The sequence below is a fragment of the Nocardioides epinepheli genome, from assembly GCF_037936805.1.
GTDB lineage: Bacteria > Actinomycetota > Actinomycetes > Propionibacteriales > Nocardioidaceae > Nocardioides.
Genome location: NZ_JBBMMC010000001.1, coordinates 153,160 through 173,170 on the forward strand (window position 1 = coordinate 153,160; position 20,011 = coordinate 173,170).

The 20,011-nt window shown below is 71.9% G+C and carries 18 protein-coding genes; 13 read left to right on the top strand and 5 right to left on the bottom strand.

Translation table 11 applies throughout. The features are described 5' to 3' along the window. Positions 1 to 146 precede the first annotated feature (146 nt). Entirely contained in the window at positions 147 to 566 is a 420-nt protein-coding gene (locus WMR31_RS00715; protein ID WP_340536847.1) for a pyridoxamine 5'-phosphate oxidase family protein, read from the top strand. A 30-nt stretch (positions 567 to 596) separates the two neighbouring features. Here WMR31_RS00715 and WMR31_RS00720 read toward each other — a convergent pair whose 3' ends face one another. Further along, entirely contained in the window at positions 597 to 2,735 is a 2,139-nt protein-coding gene (locus WMR31_RS00720) for a DEAD/DEAH box helicase (RefSeq protein ID WP_340536848.1), read from the bottom strand. 410 nt (positions 2,736 to 3,145) lie between these two features. Here WMR31_RS00720 and WMR31_RS00725 point away from each other — a divergent pair, with 410 nt between their 5' ends. From WMR31_RS00725 to WMR31_RS00770, 10 genes are all read left to right on the top strand, one after another. Then, a complete protein-coding gene (locus tag WMR31_RS00725) occupies positions 3,146 to 3,757 on the top strand; it encodes a biotin transporter BioY (protein WP_340536849.1) in 612 nt (203 codons plus the stop codon). 25 nt (positions 3,758 to 3,782) lie between these two features. Continuing rightward, complete coding sequence (locus tag WMR31_RS00730; RefSeq protein ID WP_340536850.1) at positions 3,783 to 4,496, top strand: energy-coupling factor ABC transporter ATP-binding protein; 714 nt, start codon at positions 3,783 to 3,785, stop codon at positions 4,494 to 4,496. Next, positions 4,486 to 5,109 carry a CbiQ family ECF transporter T component gene (locus WMR31_RS00735; protein ID WP_340536851.1) on the top strand — a complete coding sequence of 208 codons (624 nt, stop codon included), beginning with the start codon at positions 4,486 to 4,488 and terminating at the stop codon, positions 5,107 to 5,109. The genes WMR31_RS00730 and WMR31_RS00735 overlap by 11 nt, the downstream gene beginning before the upstream one ends. 234 nt (positions 5,110 to 5,343) lie before the next feature. Beyond that, on the top strand, positions 5,344 to 7,119 hold the full coding sequence (locus tag WMR31_RS00740) for an AMP-binding protein (protein WP_340536852.1): 1,776 nt from the start codon (positions 5,344 to 5,346) through the stop codon (positions 7,117 to 7,119). Positions 7,120 to 7,205: 86 nt separating this feature from the next. Further along, complete coding sequence (locus WMR31_RS00745) at positions 7,206 to 7,571, top strand: hypothetical protein (RefSeq protein WP_340536853.1); 366 nt, start codon at positions 7,206 to 7,208, stop codon at positions 7,569 to 7,571. A gap of 125 nt (positions 7,572 to 7,696) precedes the next feature. Beyond that, on the top strand, positions 7,697 to 8,383 hold the full coding sequence (locus tag WMR31_RS00750; RefSeq protein WP_340536854.1) for a DnaJ domain-containing protein: 687 nt from the start codon (positions 7,697 to 7,699) through the stop codon (positions 8,381 to 8,383). 51 nt (positions 8,384 to 8,434) lie between these two features. Continuing rightward, on the top strand, positions 8,435 to 9,514 hold the full coding sequence (locus WMR31_RS00755) for a hypothetical protein (RefSeq protein ID WP_340536855.1): 1,080 nt from the start codon (positions 8,435 to 8,437) through the stop codon (positions 9,512 to 9,514). Between the two features lie 192 nt (positions 9,515 to 9,706). Continuing rightward, complete coding sequence (locus WMR31_RS00760) at positions 9,707 to 10,078, top strand: hypothetical protein (RefSeq protein WP_340536856.1); 372 nt, start codon at positions 9,707 to 9,709, stop codon at positions 10,076 to 10,078. A 255-nt stretch (positions 10,079 to 10,333) separates the two neighbouring features. Then, a complete protein-coding gene (dnaK, locus tag WMR31_RS00765) occupies positions 10,334 to 12,142 on the top strand; it encodes a molecular chaperone DnaK (RefSeq protein WP_340536857.1) in 1,809 nt (602 codons plus the stop codon). Then, positions 12,139 to 13,212 (top strand): nucleotide exchange factor GrpE, encoded by a 1,074-nt coding sequence (locus tag WMR31_RS00770; protein WP_340536858.1) that lies wholly within the window; start codon positions 12,139 to 12,141, stop codon positions 13,210 to 13,212. The genes dnaK and WMR31_RS00770 overlap by 4 nt, the downstream gene beginning before the upstream one ends. Positions 13,213 to 13,360: 148 nt before the next feature. On the opposite strand, the gene WMR31_RS00775 is transcribed toward WMR31_RS00770, so the two are convergent. Continuing rightward, positions 13,361 to 13,792 (bottom strand): tetratricopeptide repeat protein, encoded by a 432-nt coding sequence (locus WMR31_RS00775; protein ID WP_340536859.1) that lies wholly within the window; start codon positions 13,790 to 13,792, stop codon positions 13,361 to 13,363. A gap of 62 nt (positions 13,793 to 13,854) precedes the next feature. Between WMR31_RS00775 and WMR31_RS00780 the strand changes: the two genes are divergently transcribed. Further along, a complete protein-coding gene (locus tag WMR31_RS00780) occupies positions 13,855 to 15,420 on the top strand; it encodes a peptide chain release factor 3 (RefSeq protein ID WP_340536860.1) in 1,566 nt (521 codons plus the stop codon). Between the two features lie 145 nt (positions 15,421 to 15,565). Further along, positions 15,566 to 16,552 carry a DNA topoisomerase IB gene (locus WMR31_RS00785; RefSeq protein WP_340536861.1) on the top strand — a complete coding sequence of 329 codons (987 nt, stop codon included), beginning with the start codon at positions 15,566 to 15,568 and terminating at the stop codon, positions 16,550 to 16,552. On the opposite strand, the gene WMR31_RS00790 is transcribed toward WMR31_RS00785, so the two are convergent. From WMR31_RS00790 to WMR31_RS00800, 3 genes are read right to left on the bottom strand one after another with little or no spacing between them, the layout of a single operon-like run. Next, complete coding sequence (locus WMR31_RS00790; RefSeq protein ID WP_340536862.1) at positions 16,505 to 17,548, bottom strand: ketopantoate reductase family protein; 1,044 nt, start codon at positions 17,546 to 17,548, stop codon at positions 16,505 to 16,507. The genes WMR31_RS00785 and WMR31_RS00790 overlap by 48 nt on opposite strands. After that, on the bottom strand, positions 17,545 to 18,729 hold the full coding sequence (locus tag WMR31_RS00795) for an acyl-CoA dehydrogenase family protein (RefSeq protein ID WP_340536863.1): 1,185 nt from the start codon (positions 18,727 to 18,729) through the stop codon (positions 17,545 to 17,547). Before WMR31_RS00795 ends, WMR31_RS00790 begins: the two co-directional genes overlap by 4 nt. After that, on the bottom strand, positions 18,726 to 19,931 hold the full coding sequence (locus WMR31_RS00800; RefSeq protein ID WP_340536864.1) for an LLM class flavin-dependent oxidoreductase: 1,206 nt from the start codon (positions 19,929 to 19,931) through the stop codon (positions 18,726 to 18,728). The genes WMR31_RS00795 and WMR31_RS00800 overlap by 4 nt, the downstream gene beginning before the upstream one ends. Between the last annotated feature and the right edge of the window lie 80 nt (positions 19,932 to 20,011).

A 20,011-nucleotide genomic window follows, 5' to 3' on the forward strand; every position in this document is an offset into this window, starting at 1 on the left:
CCGACGAAACCTCGTGGTGCCTCGCCAACGTTGGCAGCGACGGTGGCCGGGGGCTCGTCAGCGCTCGCTGACGCTCGCTTGCTCAACCTCCGGCGCTGGCGAGGTCGGTCACCCCGTCCGGAGGTGGCGCCCGTTACGGTCGGAGCATGACCGCGTGGATACCCGGCTGGGACGACTTCCCCCCACGACTCCTCGAGTTCTGGACCGAGCGGCACCTCGACACGCTGACGACGCTGCGCCCCGACGGGCGACCGCACGTCGTCCCGGTGGGGGTCGCTCTCGACGTCGAGCAACGTTGTGCGTGGGTGATCACCCGCAGCGGGTCGCGCAAGGTGCGCAACCTGCTGGCCGCGGGGTCGGGCGGGGCGCCGGTGGCGGCCTGTCAGGTCGACGGCGGGCGGTGGTCGACGCTGGAGGGCAGCGCCGTCGTCGTCCACGATCCGGCGTCGGTGGCACGCGCATGCGAGCGGTACGCCGAGCGCTACCGCCCGCCGACACCGAACCCGAGCCGGGTGGCGCTGCGGATCACCGTGGAGCGGTTCGTGTCGTCGTCAGGGCTGCTTTAGGGAACCGCTGATCAGTGCTTCCCTAGGCAATCACTCGCCGCGCTTCTCGAGCGCCTCGGTGAGCAGCGCGACCAGTGCCTCGGTCTGGATGTCGGCGGAGGAGTCGACCTCCTCGTCGGACCCGTCGAGCGCCCGGGCGGCAAGACCCGCCTTGCTGTCGATGAGCTCGGCCACCTTCGTGTCGACCGTCTGGGCGGCGATGACCCGCCACGCGGTGACCGGCTGGTCCTGACCGATCCGGTGCACCCGGTCGATCGCCTGGGTCTGCTCGGCGTCGGTCCACGACAGCTCGGCCAGGACGACGTTCGAGGCGACCTGGAGGTTCAGGCCGACGCCGGCCGCGGTGAGCGAGCAGACCGCGACCGCGACGTCGGGGTCGTTGACGAAGGCGTCGATGTTCTGCTGGCGCACCTTGGGCGTCTGGTCGCCCCGCACCGAGGCGTAGCCGAGACCGCGCTTGGCGAACAGCTCCTCGGCGGCGTCCATCACGTCGACGTGCTTGGCGAAGAAGACGACCTTGCCGACGTTGCGGGCCAGCTGCGCGGCGTAGTCGGCGGCCAGTCCCGCCTTCGCCTGACCGATGCGGCGCATCATCGTGAAGACGTTCTCGCCGTCCTTGCTGCCCGAAGAGGTGGTGTCCTCGCGCTCCCACGTGGCGACCCGGCGCACCAGCTCGTGGTCGATGCCCTCGACCAGGACCCCCGAACGACGGGTGGCCAGCGCGGTGTCGTAGCGCTCGACCAGGCGGCGGGCCAGCTCGCGCTCGGCGGCGCGGATGGAGCGGCCGACCTCGCCCTCGAGCTCGACCGGCAGGTCGGCGATCCGGCGGGCCGGGATGTCGGAGGCGACGTCGACCTTGCGGCGGCGCACGATCCCCAGGTCGATGACGGCCGAGCGGGCGGCCGGGTAGAAGCTCGGGTCGATCGGGGTGAGGCCGGTGTCCTCGAGGCGGTCCATCAGATCGGCGAGCGGCTTCTTGTCGTCGATCCAGCCGAGGAACTGCCAGATCGCGCGGAAGTCGTCGATGTCGTTGATCAGCGGGGTGCCGGTGAGCGCGGTCATCAGCGGGCGGCCGGCGCGGGCCCGGATCCGCTCGGCGATGTTGAGCACGTGCTGGGAGCGCTGGGAGGACTTGTTCTTGATGAAGTGGGCCTCGTCGACGACCATCCCGCGGAAGCCGTGGTTGCTCATCCATCCGGCGTGGCGATCGAGGATCTCGTAGTTGACGATCACGATGTCGGCGAAGCCGTCGACGTCGGCGCCGTTGCCGTTGACCACGGTGGTGGTGCGGTGCGGCGTCCACAGCCCGGCCTCGCGGGCCCAGTTGGTCTTCACCACGCTGGGCACGACCACCAGCAGCGGATAGGCGTCGGCGGCCTGCGCGGCCAGCAGGGCCTGAGCGGTCTTGCCGAGACCGGGCTCGTCGGCGAGCAGGAAGGTGCGGTGCCCCATCGCAGCCGCCTCGACGACCTGGGCCTGGTGGTGCATGAGCTCGAGGCCGGCCGGCGCCTTGAACGAGAACTCGTCGCCCTCCGGCAGCGCCAGGCACGACGTCGCCCCGCCGGCGGCCCGCTCGAAGGACTCCAGCAGCGGCTCGATGAGCTCCCAGCCGGCCAGGCGTCGCGCGCGCGGCGGGCGGGCCACTCCGCTGAAGTCGGGCACGAGGAAGGGGTGGGCCATCTGGCTCGACATCACCGACGGTGGGATGACCTGGCGCTCGGACTCCGGCGTCGGCGTCGCCACCGCCTCGACGACGATCTCCTCCTCCTCGGGCACCTCGACGCCGCCGGCGGCCAGCATGTCGCGCTTGAGGTCGCGGCCGGCGTCGGAGAGGACGGCGTCCTCGGCGAGCAGCGCGAGCAGCGAGGTGTCGCGGGCGGTGGTCTTGGCGAGGATCGTGCCGATGCCGTCGAGTCGCTTGAGCTGCTCGGCGCGCTGGGCCTCGTTGATGTCCGGGTCGAGCTTGACCCGAGCACGCTCCTCGCGGGCGAGCTGGGCGACGACCTGGAACTTGGTGCGGCTGGTCGGCTTCACCTTGCCCCGCTGGGCCGCGCCCTCCACCTCGCGCACCGCGCGGGCGAGGATCGGGATGATCCCCTCGTTGTCGAGTTCGCGTCCGCGGCGGCGCGCACGGGAGTTGCCGTGGTAGCGCTGGCCTCCTCGAGCCAAGGAAGTCCCCCTTCGCAAGCCGCACGACCGCAGGCGGTCGTGCCTTGGTATTCAGGCAGGTAAGTCAGTCATGACGGGTGTGACGAGACCCGGCGAGCAGCGAGCTCACGCGGGTCGGGGGCACCGCGCTGAAGCGTCGCGTGGTCGATCGGGAGGATCGCCGATGCGATTCAGTACGCCGTGGAGACGGCCGACGCCGGTAGTGGCCGGCGCAGTGGCGTCATTCTAGCGCGCCCTGTCACCGGGGTACCCATTCCGGGTCGGTCCGGATGCGCGGGACCGGCTCGACGCAGGTGCTCGACAGGTGCCCAGCAGTCGGAGCGGACGTCCGGCGTCGGGGCGACGAGGATAGGTTCAGCCCTGCACCAGTACTCGCCCGCCGGGCCAGAGTCGAGAATGCGAGACCCACGATGACCCCGCACCCCACCGCCTCCGCCGAGGCCACGGTCGAGCATCGCCGGCGGGGCTTCACCCCGACCGACCTCGCCCTGGTGGCCTCCTTCGCCGCGCTGATCTCCGCACTCACCTACGCGGGAGCAATCCCGGTGGGTGGCGCCGGCGTCCCGATCACCCTGCAGACGCTCGGCGTCGCACTCGCCGCCTGCCTGCTGGGCCCGGTGCGCGGGACCGCCGCCGTGCTGCTGTACCTGCTCCTCGGCGTGATCGGGCTTCCGGTCTTCGCCGAACACTCCTCGGGCCCCGGCGTCTTCGCCCAGCCCTCGGCCGGCTACCTGATCTCCTTCCCCTTCGCGGCACTGCTGGCGGGCTTCTTGGTGGCCTACGTCGCGAAGGCCGCGCGTACCCGGGCGCTGGTGGTGTTCTTGTGCGCGATCACCGCAAGCATCCTGATCGTGCACCCCTTCGGGATCGCCGGACTGATGATCAACCTCGACCTCACCTTCGCCGAGGCCTTGAAGATCGATGCGCTCTACTGGGCCGGCGACCTGCTCAAGACGACCATCGTGGCGTTGGTGGCCTCCGAGGTGCACCGGGCGTTCCCCCGCCTGCTCGACCGCCGGTGACTCCCCGGACCCGGGTCGCGCCGGCATGGCGCTGATCGAGCTGCGCGAGGCCACGGTCTCGGTCGCCACTCCGGCCGGCGAGCGCGTGCTGCTGCACCCCACCACGCTGTCCCTGCCCGAGCGCCGGATCGCGGTTATCGGACCCAACGGCTCGGGCAAGTCCACCCTCGCCCGGCTGCTGAACGCGCTGGTCGTGCCTACCAGCGGGTCGGTCCATGTCGACGGCATCGACGTCGCCGGCCAGCCCGCCAAGGCCCGTCGGGCGGTGGGATTCTGCTTCACCGACCCGGCCGCACAGCTGGTGATGCCGACCTGCGTCGAGGACATCGAGCTCTCGCTGCGCCGCCACGAGAAGGACGCGAAGTCACGCCGGGCGCGGGCACTCGACGTCCTGGACGCGCACGGGCTGCGCGACCACGCCGACCTCAGCGTGCACACGCTCTCGGGCGGCCAGAAACAGCTGCTCGCGCTCGCCGGGGTACTCGCCGTCCGGCCCGCGGTGCTGGTGGCCGACGAGCCCACCACCCTGCTCGACCTCGCCCACACCCGGCGGGTGGGCGACCTGCTGTTCTCGCTCGAGCAGCAACTGGTCCTGGTCACCCACGACCTCTCCCTGGCGCGGCGCTGCGACCGGGCACTGGTGATCGACCAGGCTCGCGTCGTCTTCGACGGCGACGCCGGGGCCGCGGTGGATCACTACGTCTCGTCGGTCGCGGGAGAGGCGCCCGATGAGCGGTAGCGTCACCGTCGGCACCTACCAGCCGGGCCGGAGCGTCCTCCACCGGCTGCCGGCCGGGTTGAAGCTCGTCGGTCTGATGGCGCTCAGCATCGCGACCATCGCGCTGCGTGGGCCGATCCCCGTGGTGCTCGCCGCGGCGACGGCGCTGACCCTGGCCCTCGTCGCGAGGGTCCCGCTGCGGCTGGCCGCGCGATCCCTGCGGATCGTGCTGGTGGTCGCTCTGGTCGCGGCGGCGCTGCAGTGGTGGTGGTACGGCGGCGCGAAGGCGATCGAGACCCTCCTCGACCTCCTGGCGCTCGCCCTCTTCGCACTCACCCTGACCGTGACCACTCCGATCTCGGCGCTCCTCGACGCGGTCTTGTGGGCCCTGCGCCCGCTGCGTCGTCTCGGTGTGCGCACCGAGCGCATCGCCCTCGCCGTCTCGCTGGCGATCCGGGCGCTCCCCGGCACCGTCGACCTGGCGCGAGAGACCCGCGACGCCGCCCGCGCCCGCGGCCTCGAACGCCACCCGCGCGCCTACCTGACGCCGTTCGTGATCCGCGTGGTCGGCCACGCCCACCTCACCGGCGACGCTCTCGCCGCGCGCGGGCTCGGCGACGACGACCTCGGCTGACCCACCCATCTCGCGCTGACCCGTCAGCTATAGCGGACGGGTCGGCGAGGATTGCGCGGTGACCCGTCAGCCATAGCGGACGGGTCGGCGGGGACCCGCCTCGGGTGCGCAGGAGTCACGTACGCCACTCGGATCGATTTCAACCTCCCCCTCAAGCCCGGACGCACCCGGGCCGAAGAACTGAGCATCTGCCAGGCCACCCGGGCCCGGCATGTCATGGACGGGGAACCGAAGGTGAGTTCGGGATACGACGGCGCGCGCATTCTCCAGCGCCCGGTCACCATCCCCGAGGCACTGCGTGCCGCGGCCGAGCGCCAGGGCGAGGCCATCGCGTGGCGCATCGACGGCCCGACCGGACTGCGCACCCTCTCCTGGTCCGACCTGGCGCGCCTCTCCCACGAGGTCGCCGCCGGCCTCACCCGCTGGGACGTCCGCCTCGGCGACGTCGTCGCGGTGATGACCGAGCCCGGAGCCGACGCCCAGATCGCCGAGCTCGGCGTCCAGTGCGCGGCCGCCGTCGCACTGAGCATCCCCACCGACACCTCCGACGACGTCCTGGCCAAGGTGTGGGCCGACCATGCCCCGCGCGTCGCCCTCGCCGACGCCCCGAGCGCCGCGCGCCTGCGTTCGCTCGCCACCGGATCCGACACCCGGGTCGTCGAGCTCGGCTCGCCGGAGTGGCACTCCCTCACCCTGGCCGGCGCCGGCGCCCTCACCGAGGACGCCGAGCTGGTGGCGGGTCGTTCCGCGACCCTGGACGCCGCCTCCCCCGCGGTCATCGTCCTCGCCGAGGACGGCTCCACCAGGGTGCTGCACCACGGCTCGCAGACCTACCAGGGCTCGGCGCTGGTCGCGCTGGGCCACCTCGGGCCGGACGACGTCGTCCTGTTCGCGCCGGCGCCCACGATGCTCACCCGCACCGTGCTGGCCGCCCACCTCGACAGTGGCTGCGCCGCCGTCACGGTCTCGGCAGACTCCCTCGCCGCAGGGCCCGCCCTCGACGCACTCGCGGTCGCCGTCAAGGCCACCGCTCTCGTCATCGACGCCGCCCTCCTCGACGACGCCGCCGCCTCGCTCGCCGAGGAGCCCGGACTGCGGGTCTGCCTCACCGAAGGCCCCGTCGACACTCGCCCGGCCCGCCTCATCGCCGGCCGGGACGGCTTCGCGGTCACCCTGAGCAGCGCCGTCGGCGGTGGCGTGTGCGCGATCGCCATGGACTCCGACGAGCCCGAACGGATCGGCGAGCCCCTCCCCTACACGGCCCTCCGCGTCGACGACAAGGGCGACCTGCACGTCAAGGGCCCGGCCGTCGCCGCGATCGACGTCAACGCCGACGTCGCCGTCTCCTCGCTGGGCCCGGTCTGGCGCTCCCTGGGCCTCGAGGCGACCGAGGACAACCTCGGGCGCATCGTCCGGGTGATCGGCACCGCGATCCCGCAGTCCACGCCCGCCCAGCCCGAGGCCCCGGCCGAGGAGGCCGCGGCCGAGACGGACATCGACGACGACGCCGACCACGGTGCCGACGACGTCGCCGAGCACGTCGCCGAGACACCCGCTCCCGAGGACACCGTCGAGGTCGCCGAGGAGCCCACCGTGCTCGACGCCGAGCTGCTTCCCCCGGACCCGAGCCGGGCGGTGGCGGTTCCCGGCAGCAGCGAGATGGAGCGCGGCTTCATCCGGCTCTGCGCACCGGCCAGCAGGTTCGTCGTCATCGACGGAGGGGCGACCGGCCCGGTCGCCCTGGTCGGTCTCGGCGAGGAGTCCCTGCGTCGCTGGGCCGAGACCTACCTGGTCGGCGGAGACACCTTCGCCGAGCTCGCCGCTGCCGCCGAGACCCACGGCTACATCGCCGCCTGCGTGCAGGCCGCCAACGTGTGGGCACCCGGCGGCCAGCAGATCACGAACTTCGCCATCCTCGACCACCCCGTCGACGACCCGAGCACCACGGAGACCGAGCTTCTCTCCGAGCACGAGCAGCTCGTGCATCAGCTCATCGTCACCGCGGCGTGAGGGCTCGACGGACCAGCGAATCTCGGAATCCACCACCACCCCGGACGCGGACGACCCCGCATCCACAACCGAAAGTGACACCGAACATGTCCAACATCAACGTCATCCTCAAGGAAGCCATGACGATCGACGGCGCCATCGCCGTCGCGCTGGTCGACTACAACAGCGGCATGGCGCTGGGCACCGCCGGCGACACCGCCACGCTCGACCTGGACCTGGCCGCCGCGGGCAACACCGACGTCGTCCGCTCCAAGATCCGCACGATGGAGTCGCTCAACCTCGACGACCACATCGAGGACATCCTGATCACCCTCGGTCAGGGCTTCCACCTCATCCGCCTGCTGCAGTCGAGCGAGGGCCTGTTCCTCTACCTCGTGCTCGCCAAGGGCAAGGCCAACCTGGCGATGGCTCGCCACCAGCTCACCCAGCTGGAGAAGCAGATCGTCGTCTGATGCAGCTCGCGGGTGGGTGCTGAGCGACGCCTGGGACGAGTTCACTCGATCCCGGCTCGTCCAGCACTCACCTCCGCAGCCGGCGGCACTGCCCGCCATGTCCGTTCCGAACCACAGGAGTGCCAATGACCGTGGATGCCTATGAGATCCTGGGCGTCGACGAGACCGTCGACGAGCGCGAGCTGCGCAGCGCCTACCGCGCGCGGGCCCGCTTGGTCCACCCGGACGTGAACCCCGACCCGGCTGGTCAGCTTCACTTCGCCAAGCTCTCCGACGCCTACCGCCTGCTCGCCGACCCGACCAAGCGCTCGGAGATCGACGCCCAGCGCGCTCAGCGGACCCGGTTCCAGGCCGGACGCCCGGCGCCGGCGCAGCGGATCCGACGCGGCGGCGACGTCGTCGTCACCCTCGACTGGGACGACCACGCCCCGCTGATCGGCGAGGTGCACGAGGTCACCGTCTCGGCTCTGAACACGTGCGCGACCTGCGCCGGAGCCGGTAGCGCGCGCCCCCAGGCGACCACCGACTGCGCCGGCTGCACCGGCACCGGCTACATCCAGCACGTCCAGCACACGATGGAGAACGACATCTTCACCTGGCGGCCCTGCCGCGAGTGTGCGGCCACGGGAATCGTCCCGCTCGAGCCCTGCGCCGACTGCGCGGGCACCGGACGTCGTCGCGCCGAGCGATCCGTGAGCGTCTCGATCACCGCCGACACACTTCCCGGCTCGACCCTCGTCGTCCGCGGTGCCGGCCACGTCGGCCGCTGGGGCGGTCCGGCCGGCGACCTGCTTCTCGTCGTGGCCGACTGATCCCCCTCAATCCACTCTTCCCCCGACAGCTACATCCTCAGGAGCACGATCATGGGAGCCTTCGCTCGCTTCTCACGGCGCAATGCCGCCGGCAACGCCCGCGACGCCGGGCACCATGACCAGCCCAACGGCGGGCAGAACGGTGGGCCCGAAGGCGGAACCGCTGACCGGTCGGCCGACCCGCACGCCGGACAGCCCGGTGACGCGCAGCAGCCGACCACGATGCCTGTGGCGGCCGACGCCTTCCTTCCCCCTCCGCCGTCGTACGCACCCGGCGAGGAACCCGAGGGGGCACCGAACGCGTACGAGCAGTCCGGCCCCCAGATGCCGCCCGAGTCGTTCGGGGCGCACGTCGGCGAGCGCATCGCGCGCCATCTTGCTCCGCCCTCCGGCGAGCCCGACCCGACGCCGACCGATCGGCTCGAGCCGAGCGAGCCCACATCGGCGCCTCCCTCCGACGCGGCGGTGAGCGACCCGACCACGGACGGCGTCCTGGTGGGCGACCCGTCCCTGGAGACCCCCATCGGCTCCTCGATCGAGTTCGGCGACCACGGCGGTCCTGCCGAGGTGTCCGAGTCGCCTGCCGAGAGCGCCGACCACGCAGTCTGGGCCGATCGCATCGGCCAGATCGTGCGGCCCGACCTGCAGGCGGTCAAGGAGCGTGTCCTCACCCTGGCCTCGGCCATGATCACCACCCTCGACGGACGCCCGCTCGACACGATCGGACTGACCGACGACCAGGTCGCGCGGCTGTGTGCGATGTCCGGCTCGGTGCACGCGACCGCAGCCGCCGCCGTCCAGGCACTGGCCGCTGCCCAGGACGCCGAAGGCCCCGATGTCATCACGCTGCACCACGGACAGCAGCAGACCGTGGTCGTGACCGTGCCCAGCGACGCCGCCGGAACCCTCCTGTTGTGGCTCACCGCCGACGCGGCCTCGCTCGGCGTGCTGTTGATCCATGCCCGCAGCACCGCCGACGCGATCTCGGCCAAGCTCGGCGATGCCGCCCTGGGCGAGGCGACCCCGCAGGAGAGCGCCGTCGAGGGCGGCCACGAGAGCGAGCCGAGCCCTGTCGAGCCCGCCGTCGACCGTCCTGTCGATGGCGATCTGCCGGCGACCGCCGGCGTCTGAGACCACTACGAGAACCGGCACCGAAACCTACGGTCAGCCCTCAACTCGTAGCCCCTTGGTGCCGATCACCTACGCAGTACCAAGCGCAGCACCAGAAACACCAGAAACACCAGCTAGACCAGCACCCCCGCACCAGACAGTTCGGCGCAACCGGCGCCAGACCATCACCCACAGGAACACCAGGAAGTGAACATGATGACCAACCCCGACAAGTACGACGCAGTCCTCGAGACCATCGCCGACAACCTCACCGGCTTCATCGGCGCCTCGGTCGTCGACATGGAGACCGGCATGGCCCTCGCCACCCGCAGCCGCCGCCCCGACTTCGACCTCGACGTCGCCAGCGCCTACAACAGCGAGATGGTCAAGGCCAAGCTCAACACCATGCGCGTGCTGAACATCCACTCGGGCCTCGAGGACATGCTGCTCACCCTCGGTGACCAGCTCCACCTGATCAAGCTGCTCTCCGGCGGCACCTTCATCTACGTCGCCGTCGACAAGGCCGGCAGCAACCTCGCGCTGCTCCGCTCGATCGTCGTGCGCGAGACCACCGCGCTGGCCTGAGCCTGACAGGTTTCCGGACCGGTGATGGGGGGCGCCGTCGCGATCAGTGACGGCGCCCCGATCGGCCCGATCCGCTCAGGCTCACCGAGCACCGCACGACCAGCACCACCCGCACGACCAGCAGCACCCAGCCGGACTCCCTGAGAACGCCCCCCACGTACTCAGCCCGAGACCGGCGCAATCCCCCCACGAACCCCGCGAACCGCGCGCGGATCAGCCCGCGAACCCCGCAATACTCCAGGAGAAGGTCCAGAGATGGCACGGTCAGTCGGAATCGATCTCGGCACGACGAACTCGGTCCTCGCCGTCCTCGACGGTGGCGAGCCCACTGTCATCGTCAACGCCGAGGGCTCGCGCACCACGCCGTCGGTCGTGTCGTTCAAGACCTCCCGCGAGATGCTGGTCGGCGAGCTGGCCAAGCGGCACGCCGTCACCAACGACGAGCGCACGGTGCGCTCGGTCAAGCGGCACATGGGCTCGGCCTGGGAGATCGAGATCGACGAGGCCACCTTCACCGCCCAGCAGGTGAGCGCGTTCGTGCTCCAGAAGCTCAAGCGCGACGCCGAGGCCTACCTCGGCGAGGAGGTCACCGAGGCGGTCATCACCGTCCCGGCGTACTTCACCGACGCCCAGCGTCAGGCCACCAAGGAGGCCGGCAAGATCGCCGGCCTGACGGTGCGCCGCATCGTCAACGAGCCCACCGCCGCCGCGCTCGCCTACGGCCTGGGGTCGGAGGAGGAGCAGACCATCCTGGTCTTCGACCTCGGTGGTGGCACGCTCGACGTCTCCCTGCTCGATCTCGGAGAGGGCGTCGTGGAGGTCCGGGCGACGTCCGGCGACAACCACCTCGGTGGTGACGACTGGGACGATCGCGTCATCGACTGGATGGTCGACCGCTTCAAGGACGCCCACGGCGTCGACCTCAAGGCGGACTCGGTCGCGATGCCCCGCCTGCGCGAGGCCGCCGAGAAGGCCAAGATCGAGCTCTCCGGAGCCGGTGAGACCCACATCCTGCTCCCCTACCTCAGCCACGGCCCGGCCGGCCCGCTGCACTTCGAGGAGCGGCTGACCCGCGCGGAGTTCCAGAAGATGACCGCCGACCTGGTCGCCCGCTGCCGCCAGCCCTTCGCCTCGGTGCTGACCGACGCTGGCATCGCCATCGACGACATCGACCACGTGGTCCTCGTCGGCGGCTCCACCCGCATGCCGGCCATCGTGAACCTGGTGCGCGGCATGCTCGGCGGCAAGGAGCCCAACAAGGGCGTCAACCCCGACGAGGTCGTCGCGCTCGGCGCGGCCCTCCAGGCCGGCGTCCTCCAGGGCGAGGTCGAGAACGTGCTCCTGCTCGACGTCACCCCGCTCAGCCTCGGCGTCGAGACCCAGGGCGGCATCATGACCCGCCTGATCAAGCGCAACACCACCATTCCGGCCCGCGCCTCGCAGGTGTTCAGCACCTCGATCGACGACCAGGACTCCGTCGTGGTCAAGATCGCCCAGGGCGAGCGCGAGTTCTGGATCGAGAACACTCCCCTCGGCTCGCTCTCCCTCACCGGCCTGCCGCCGGCCCGTCGCGGCGACCCGCGGATCGAGGTGTCCTTCCTCATCGACGCCGACGGCATCCTCCAGGTCTCGGCCCGCGACCAGAACACCGGTCTCGAGCAGTCCACCAGCATCGAAGGCGGCTCGGCCCTCGCCCCCGAGGAGATCTCCCGGATGATCGCCGAGGCCGAGGCAGTCGCTGCCGATGACAGCCGTCGTCGTCAGGAGATCGAGAACCGCAACCGCGGCGAGCAGCTCATCCACGTGGTGACCGAGCTCCTCGCCAACCACAGCGAGATCGACGAGGAGCTGAGCGCCAAGGCGCGCAGCGCCATCGACCAGGTCCGCTTCCAGCTCGACCTCGACGCGCCCGACCCGGCCGCCATGACCTCCAGCCTCGACCACCTCACCGCCGTCGGCCTCGAGGTACGCGAGCTGGCCGTCGGCCCCTCCGACGACCCGCAGGCCGACCTGCTGTCCGAGGTGGCTGAGATCGAGGCATTCCTGCGAGGATCCTGGGCATGAGCGGCAGGCACGCCGGGGCGCATCGCGACCTCGGCGACCTGCTCGACCCCGTCGGTGACGAAGCCGAATCTCCTGCAACGACCGCGGGTGCGGGCGGGTCCACGACGCGTTCTGGCCACTCCGTGGTCGAGGTCTCGGGCGCCGAGCTGATCGACGTCACCCGACTGCTCGACCCCGAGCCCGAGCCCGACCTCGACACCCCGTCGTCGGTGACGCGCCCCGGCGGACGTCGACGACGCGTGCTTCCCGAGGACGAGGCCGGAGCAGCGCCAGCCTCCGCGGAACCCGCTACCGCGACCCCGTCGCCCACTTCGGAGACTCCGGCCGACTCGGCCGCTGAGTCTCCGATCGGCGTTGGGCCGGATGCGTCCGACGCGGCCGCGCAGGTCGATGCCCCCGTGGCACCCACCCCCTCGCTCGGCTGGAGCGCTCTGTCCGAGGCTGCCGCCGAGGCCGCCGCCGCGATCGAGGCCGCGGAAGCCGCCGAGGCCGAGCGCGTCCGCGAGGCCGAGCAGGAGCGTGAGGCCGCGGCAGCGGCCGCGGAGAAGGCCGCCGCCGAGGCTGCCAGGCACTCCGCCGCCGAGGACGAGATGAGCGCGATCCGGCGTTCGGCGGCCGAGCTCACCGCCGTCCGACTCCAGCTCGCCGAGCGCAACGTCGAGCTGCGCCGGCTGCGCGCCGAGTACGAGAACCACCGCCGCCGCACCGAGCGCGACCAGGAGCGGCTCACCCAGGAGGCGCTCTACTCCGCGATGGAGCCGGTCATCGACGCGCTCGACAGCATCGACCGCGCCCGCCAGCACGCCGAGCTCGACGAGGGCATGCGCATGGTCGCGGCCCAGCTGGAGCGCTCCGCGGAGGGCAAGGGGCTGGTCCGCTTCGGCGAGCCCGGCGACGTCTTCGACCCCGCACTCCACGAGGCCGTCCAGAACCTGGGCGCCCGGCCCGACGTCACCGAGCCGACCTGCGACGTCGTCCTGCGCTCGGGCTATCGCATCGGCGAGCGTGTGCTGCGCGCCGCCGAGGTGGTCGTCGTCGGACCCGAGACGCCCGCCGCCGAAGCCTCCTGAGCCATCTCCCGAGGCCGAGCCCGGGCGCCGATGGCGATATGTCGTTCGGGATAGTCCCGGCCGTTTGGGTCGTAAGTCGACGTCGAAAGCAACCCGAACGGCCGGGACTATCGCAAAAGTCCGCAGTAACTGCGGCGGCTCGGAGGGGTCAGGCGAGCAGCAGCCGCTCGACCCGGAGGACGTCGAGCTCGTGGTCGAGGTCGCCGCTCATGGCATGGGCGAGGCGCAGATGCGGAAGCGCTTCCGCCAGGCGGGACTGCCGCTCCAGGGTGCGGCCGAGGGCGTGCCGGACCCAGACGTCGGTCGGGTCGTCCTCGACGAGGGCGGTCAGCTCGCGCTCGGCCGGTCCGAGCTGGGCGCGCATGAAGTAGGCCCAGGCCCGCAGCACGCGCAGGCCCCGGTTGTCGGGCTCCTCCTCCAGCGCCGGCGCGAGGACGTCGAGCGCCTCACGCGGCGCGCGCCGCGACAGCAGGTCGTAGGCGACCCGGTGGGCCGACTCGACGGCCCGCTGCCCGGGGAAGACCACCGCCGGCACGGCCAGGTCGCCGGCGGTCTGGATGGGGGTCCCATTGATCGTCATGTCGTCCTAACGCCTCGACGCCGATCACGATTCCCGCACACACAGCAGGTAGGTTTCGCCGAGTGTCAGACAGCCGTCCCCGCCGTACCTTCGCGGTGATCAGCCACCCCGACGCCGGAAAGTCCACCCTCACCGAGGCGCTCGCTCTGCATGCGCGGGTGATCACCGAGGCCGGCGCCGTGCACGGCAAGGGCGGACGCCGCGCGACGGTGTCGGACTGGATGGAGATGGAGAAGGCGCGCGGGATCTCCATCACCTCCGCGGCCCTCCAGTTCACCTACCGCGACCACGTGATCAACCTGGTCGACACCCCCGGCCACAGCGACTTCTCCGAGGACACCTACCGCGTGCTCTCGGCGGTCGACTCCGCCGTCATGCTCGTCGACGCCGGCAAGGGGCTCGAGCCGCAGACGCTCAAGCTGTTCAAGGTCTGCGCGCTGCGGGGCATCCCGGTGATCACCGTCATCAACAAGTGGGACCGTCCGGGGCTGTCGGCGCTGGAGCTGATGGACCTCATCGAGCAGCAGATCAAGCTGCGCCCCACTCCCCTCACCTGGCCGGTCGGCGAGGCCGGCGACTTCCGCGGCGTGCTCGACCGGCGTACCGGCGAGTTCGTGCAGTACACCCGCACGGCCGGGGGCGCGACCCGCGCGCCGGAACGGCGGATGGCGGCCGAGGAGGTGGGCGCCGCCGAGGCCGACGTGTGGTCCGACGCCGTCGAGGAGCACGAGCTGCTCGAGGCCGACGGCGCCGACCACGACCAGGCCGAGTTCCTCGCCGGCCGGACGACGCCGGTGATGTTCGCCTCGGCGCTGCTCAACTTCGGTGTGGCGCAGCTCCTCGACCTGCTGCTGGACCTCGCCCCGGCGCCGCACGCGACCGAGGGCGTCGACGGGTCCGTGCGCGAGCCGGACGACGAGTTCAGTGCCTTCGTCTTCAAGGTGCAGTCGGGGATGAACGCCGCGCACCGCGACCGCCTCGCTTACGCGCGCGTCGTCTCCGGCACCTTCGAGCGCGGCATGGTGGTCACCCACGCGGCCACCGGCCGGCCGTTCGCGACCAAGTACGCGCAGGCGGTGTTCGGCCGCGAGCTGTCCTCGATCGAGGAGGCCTCGCCCGGCGACATCATCGGCCTGGTCAACGCCCAGGCCTTGCGCGTCGGCGACACCGTCTACGTGGGCGACGCGATCGAGTACCCGCCGGTGCCGTCGTTCGCGCCCGAGCACTTCATGACCGCGACCGCCGCCGACGTCGGGCGCTACAAGCAGTTCCGCAAGGGCATCGACCAGCTGGACCAGGAGGGCGTCGTCCAGGTGCTGCGCTCTGACCTGCGCGGCGACCAGAGCCCGGTGCTCGCGGCGGTCGGGCCGATGCAGTTCGAGGTCGTGCAGGAGCGGATGGAGAACGAGTTCAACTCCCCCATCCGGCTCTCCCGGCTCGACTACCAGGTCGCCCGGCGCACCGACGCCGCCGGGGCCGACGCGCTCGCGGGCATGCGCGGCGTCGAGGTGCTCCAACGCGCCGACGGCACCCACATGGCGATCTTCGTGGACAAGTGGCGCGCCGACGTCACCGCGCGCGACAACCCCGACATCCTGCTCGAGGCGCTTCCCGCCGGCGGCGGCTGAGCCGTTCGCGACGACCCGCCCATTCACGCTGACCCGTCCGCTATAGCTGACGGGTCAGCGTCTCGGCGGACCGGATTGGCGCTGACCCGTCCGCTATAGCTGACGGGTCAGCGTCTCGGCGGACCGGATCGGCCACAATGGCCCGGTGAGCGACGAGCAGAGCACTCGGGTCCATCGGGTCGTGCCCGGGGTCGACCCCGGCATCACGCGGGTGCGCACGAAGACGGGGTTCGACTACCTCGGCCCCGACGGCAAGCCGGTCGACAAGGCCGACCGGGCGCGCTGCGAGGCGCTGGTGCTGCCGCCGGCGTGGACCGAGGTGTGGATCAGCGTCGATCCCGACGGGCACATCCAGGCGGTCGGCACCGACGAGGCCGGACGCGAGCAGTACCGCTACCACGGCGAGTGGAAGCAGCATCGCGCGCACGTGAAGTTCGGGCGGATGCTGCAGCTGGCCAGCGCGCTGCCGCACGCGCGCGGACGGGTGACCCACGACCTGCACCACGGCGACCCGAAGTCGCAGGTGCTCGGGGTCGGATTCCGGATCCTCGACGAGGGCTCCCCGCGGGTGGGGTCGATCCAGTACCTGGAGAAGTACGGCAGCCGTGGACTGACCACGCTGCTGCGCAAGCATGCGACGGTCGAGGAGAAGGTCGTGACGCTCTCCTTCCCGGCCAAGGAGCACACCCACGACCTCATCCACCTGCACGACCACGAGCTCGCCGAGGTGATCGACGTCCTCGTCAAGGACGACCAGACCACCGAGGAGGACCGGCTGCTGAGCTACCTCACCGGGGCCGGCCACCGAGCGGGCCTGGACGCCGCGGAGATCAACCAGTACATCCGGCAGGTGACCGGCGGCCGGTTCACCGCGAAGGACTTCCGCACGATCCGCGGCACTCTCGCGGCGGCGACGAGCCTGGCCCACACCGGACCGGCCGCGAACGAGAAGGCGCTGAAGAAGGCGGAGGTCGAGGCCACCAAGGCCGCCTCCGACGCGCTGTGCAACACCCCGGCGGTCGCGCGATCGAGCTACATCGACCCGCGCGTCTTCGAGCAGTACGCCGACGGCAGGACGATCGCCCTAGGCGGCTCCCCGGACGCCGCCCTCCTCGACCTGGTCGGACTCTGACGCCGGCAGCCCGAGCAGCGCGACGTCGAGTGGCGCCAGTGCCCCCGCGCGACAGGCCGCTCGGCCGAGGAGGCGCTGCACCGCGGCGTTGAGCGGAGCGTCGAGACCGTGGCGGCGGGCCAGGAGCACCACCTCGCCGTTGAGGTAGTCCACCTCGCTCGACGCGCCACGGGCGAAGGACTGCCAGGTCGACAGCCGCCCACCCACGTGCCCCTCCACGGGACGGATCGTGAGCTCGACCCCCTGGGGGTCGAGCCGGCCACCGGCAGGGAGCGGCTCCCCCGCCGCGCGAAGCACGTCGGCCGCCTCGGCACGCAGCGAGCGTCGCGCCGAGGCGAGGTCGGCCTCGGCGCCGGTGAACAGGTCGATGCCGTTGGCGACGTTCGCCAGCAGCTTGGCGTTCTTCTGCTCGCGGACGTCGCCCACCGACCAGGCGGCGAAGCCGGCGGCGACCAGATCCGCCACGAGCTCCTCCTGGAGCGCGTCCGGCGCGGCGCCGTAGCGACCCAGCCAGATCAGTCCCACCGGCGCCGAGGACGGCGACACGATCTCGCCCGCGGTGAGGTAGCTGGCGGCGATGCCGACCGTCGCGCCGTAGACCCGCGCGAAGCGGCGCAGGGCGAGGTCCTCGGTGAGGACGCCGTTCTGGCAGGTCACCAACGGCAGGTCGGCGGCTACCAGCGCGGCCTCGTCGCCGCTCGCACCCCGCACCGGCCGCCAGGCCCACTGCGCCAGCGCGGCCTCGGCGTCCTGGGCCTTGGTCGCGAGCACGAGCACGTCGTCGGCCCGCAGGTCGACGTCGTCGGGACCCGAGGCGATCGCGACCGGGACGACGTCGACGCGGTCGGGACGACGCACCACGAGCCCGTGTTCGGCGAGGGCGCGGGCGTGGGCCCCGCGCGCCACGAGGACGACGTCGCGCCCGGCCGGCACGAGCTCGGCGGCCAACGCCCCGCCCACGGCACCCGCGCCGATGATCACGTAGCGGCGGGTCATTGCTCCCCCAGGATCCGCCGCCCGGCGGCGACCAGGGCCGAGTCCTCCTGGGGCGGGTGGATGCGCACGCACAAGACGTCGCGCAGGTGCCTCTCCAGCGGATTCGCGCGGGTGAGGGCGGGGTTGCCGAGGGCGGCGACGGCCGCATTGACCGCCGCGATCACAGATCGTCCGATCTGCACCTTCACCACCGACAGCTGTGCCTCCACCTCGCGGGGGTCCGCACCGTGCTCGAGCCGGAGCAGGCTGCCGTAGAGCAGGGTCTCGGCCTGAGCGATCTGCGCCTCGATCTCGCCGGCGACGCTCTGGATCCGCTCGGTGGTCGCGATCGGCCGGCCCAGCGCGGTGGGAACCCGCTGGCGCGCGTAGGCGGCGAAGGCGGTGCGCGCCGCGCGGGCGACTCCGAGGTAGAGCGCGGGGTGGCCGAAGCTCCACGGTCCTGCGGTGGCGGCCGGATCGCGGTAGGCCCCGTCGGTGAGCGGGATCTCGACGAAGTTGTCCCGCGGCACCAGCACGTCGTCGTAGACCACGTCATGGGTGTTGGAGGCCCGCAGGCCCAGGTGGTCCCACGTCTCGATCCAGGTGATGCCGGGGGCGTCGGCCGGCACCAGGAGGTGCCCCACTCGGGGCACCTCCTCGTCGGTCACGACCCACACCACGTGGTAGGCCAGTGCGGCACCGCCGGTGGCATAGGCCTTGTGGCCCGAGACCGACCAGCCCTCGGCGGTGCGGCGCGCGGTCGTCGTGGGCAGCCCGCCGCGGGCCGGAGCGCCGAGCTCCGGCTCGGCCCGGATCGAGTTGGCCAGCGCCGGACCGGCCGCCGAGTGACGCAGGAGGTCGTCGTAGGCGGCCTCCGGCCAGTGCCCGTTCACCGCCTGGGCGGCATGGACGGCGAGGTTGTTGGCGGCCAGCAGGGCCACCGACGGGTCGCCCTCGCCCAGTGCGACGAGGATCCGCGCGGTGTCGACCGGCCCGAGGCCGGGTCCGCCGTGGCGCGCACCGACGGTCGCGGTGAGCAGGCCGGCCCGGTGGGCGGCCTCCAGGCCGGCTCGCGGGACGGCGCCGGTGCGGTCGTACTCCGGTGCGGTCGCCGCGAGCTCGGCGGTGACCGACTCCAGTGCGCTGCGGGAGAGGTCGACGTCGGCGCGGATCGCCTCGGGGCGCGTGGGTGCCAGCGTCATCCGAGGTCTCCGCGGCCTGCGGTCGCGTAGGCACCGGGATGCTCGTGCTGGAGGGTGCCGCGGCGCCCGGTCGCCTCCCGGTGTGCGAGCTCCTGACGCACCAGGGGCAGCACGTGGCGGCCGTAGTCGATCGCGTCGTTGAGGGTGTCGTAGCCGCGGATCGAGATCAGGTCGGCGCCGAGGTCGACGTAGTCGAGGATCGCGGCCGCCACCGTCTCGGGGCTGCCCACGAGGGCGGTGGAGGCGCCACCGGCGTTTGTGACCGCGGCGGTGCGCATCCACAGTGCGCGGTCGTAGACGTCCTGCTGGGCCGCGAAGCCAAGCAGACGCTGGGATCCGACGTTCTCCGGCGTCGAGGTGCCGTGGTGGTACTTCTTGTGGAAGGTGCCGGCCTTGTGCGTGCGGCCGATCCGTTCGACGTAGTCGTGCGCCTTGGCCCAGGCCTGCTCGTCGGTGGGGGCCACGATCGGGCGGAAGGTCACCCAGATGCGCGGGCGCGGCCGCCCGGCGCCGTCGGCGATCGCGTGGACGCGCTCGATCTGGGCTCGGATGTCGGCCAACGGCTCGCCCCAGAAGCTGAAGATGTCACCGAGCCGGCCGCCGAGCTCGAAGGCCTCGTCGGAGGACCCGCCGATCGAGATCGGGATGGTGTCGCCGTACGGCGCGAAGCCGGGACCGAAGTCGTCGAACCGGTAGTAGCGCCCGTGGTGACTGAACGGCTCTGGCTCGTGCCAGCTGCGACGCAGCAGCTCGACGTACTCGGTGGAGCGGGCATAGCGCTCGTCCTTGGGCAGGTAGTCGCCCTGCCTGGCCTGCTCGGCGTCGCTTCCTCCCGAGATGATGTGGACGACGGCCCGGCCCTCGGAGAGCTGGTCGAGGGTGGCCAGCTTCTGCGCGCCGACCTGTGGCGGCGTGGTGTTGGGCCGCAGCGCCACGATCGGCCGCAGCCGCTCGGTGAGCTGGCTGACCGCCGCGGCCACGACGAACGAGTCGGCGGTCGAGGAGCCGTAGGGCAGCAACGTGTAGTCGTAGCCGCCGTCCTCCAGCGCGGCGGCATAGCGCCGCAGGAACGGCAGGTCGATGCCGCGGGTCGGGATCGGCTCGAGCTCGGTGGAGGGGTTGAGGTGCGACAGGCTGATGAACTGCACGGCACGCGCAGCCGTCTCGGGGACGGTGGCACCGGCATCGGGAGCGAGGGTCATAGGAGTCTCCTTGTCGGACGAGAACGCGTCAGAACGGCTCAGTTGAGCGGGATTGGCCACACCGGCGCGATGTGTCCACG

Coding starts and splice junctions, on each gene's coding strand:
- WMR31_RS00715 (WP_340536847.1), top strand. CDS start 147: ATGACCGCGTGGATACCCGGCTGGGACGACTTCCCCCCACGACTCCTC.
- WMR31_RS00725 (WP_340536849.1), top strand. CDS start 3,146: ATGACCCCGCACCCCACCGCCTCCGCCGAGGCCACGGTCGAGCATCGC.
- WMR31_RS00730 (WP_340536850.1), top strand. CDS start 3,783: ATGGCGCTGATCGAGCTGCGCGAGGCCACGGTCTCGGTCGCCACTCCG.
- WMR31_RS00735 (WP_340536851.1), top strand. CDS start 4,486: ATGAGCGGTAGCGTCACCGTCGGCACCTACCAGCCGGGCCGGAGCGTC.
- WMR31_RS00745 (WP_340536853.1), top strand. CDS start 7,206: ATGTCCAACATCAACGTCATCCTCAAGGAAGCCATGACGATCGACGGC.
- WMR31_RS00750 (WP_340536854.1), top strand. CDS start 7,697: ATGACCGTGGATGCCTATGAGATCCTGGGCGTCGACGAGACCGTCGAC.
- WMR31_RS00755 (WP_340536855.1), top strand. CDS start 8,435: ATGGGAGCCTTCGCTCGCTTCTCACGGCGCAATGCCGCCGGCAACGCC.
- WMR31_RS00760 (WP_340536856.1), top strand. CDS start 9,707: ATGATGACCAACCCCGACAAGTACGACGCAGTCCTCGAGACCATCGCC.
- dnaK (WP_340536857.1), top strand. CDS start 10,334: ATGGCACGGTCAGTCGGAATCGATCTCGGCACGACGAACTCGGTCCTC.
- WMR31_RS00770 (WP_340536858.1), top strand. CDS start 12,139: ATGAGCGGCAGGCACGCCGGGGCGCATCGCGACCTCGGCGACCTGCTC.
- WMR31_RS00775 (WP_340536859.1), bottom strand. CDS start 13,792: ATGACGATCAATGGGACCCCCATCCAGACCGCCGGCGACCTGGCCGTG.
- WMR31_RS00790 (WP_340536862.1), bottom strand. CDS start 17,548: ATGACCCGCCGCTACGTGATCATCGGCGCGGGTGCCGTGGGCGGGGCG.
- WMR31_RS00795 (WP_340536863.1), bottom strand. CDS start 18,729: ATGACGCTGGCACCCACGCGCCCCGAGGCGATCCGCGCCGACGTCGAC.
- WMR31_RS00800 (WP_340536864.1), bottom strand. CDS start 19,931: ATGACCCTCGCTCCCGATGCCGGTGCCACCGTCCCCGAGACGGCTGCG.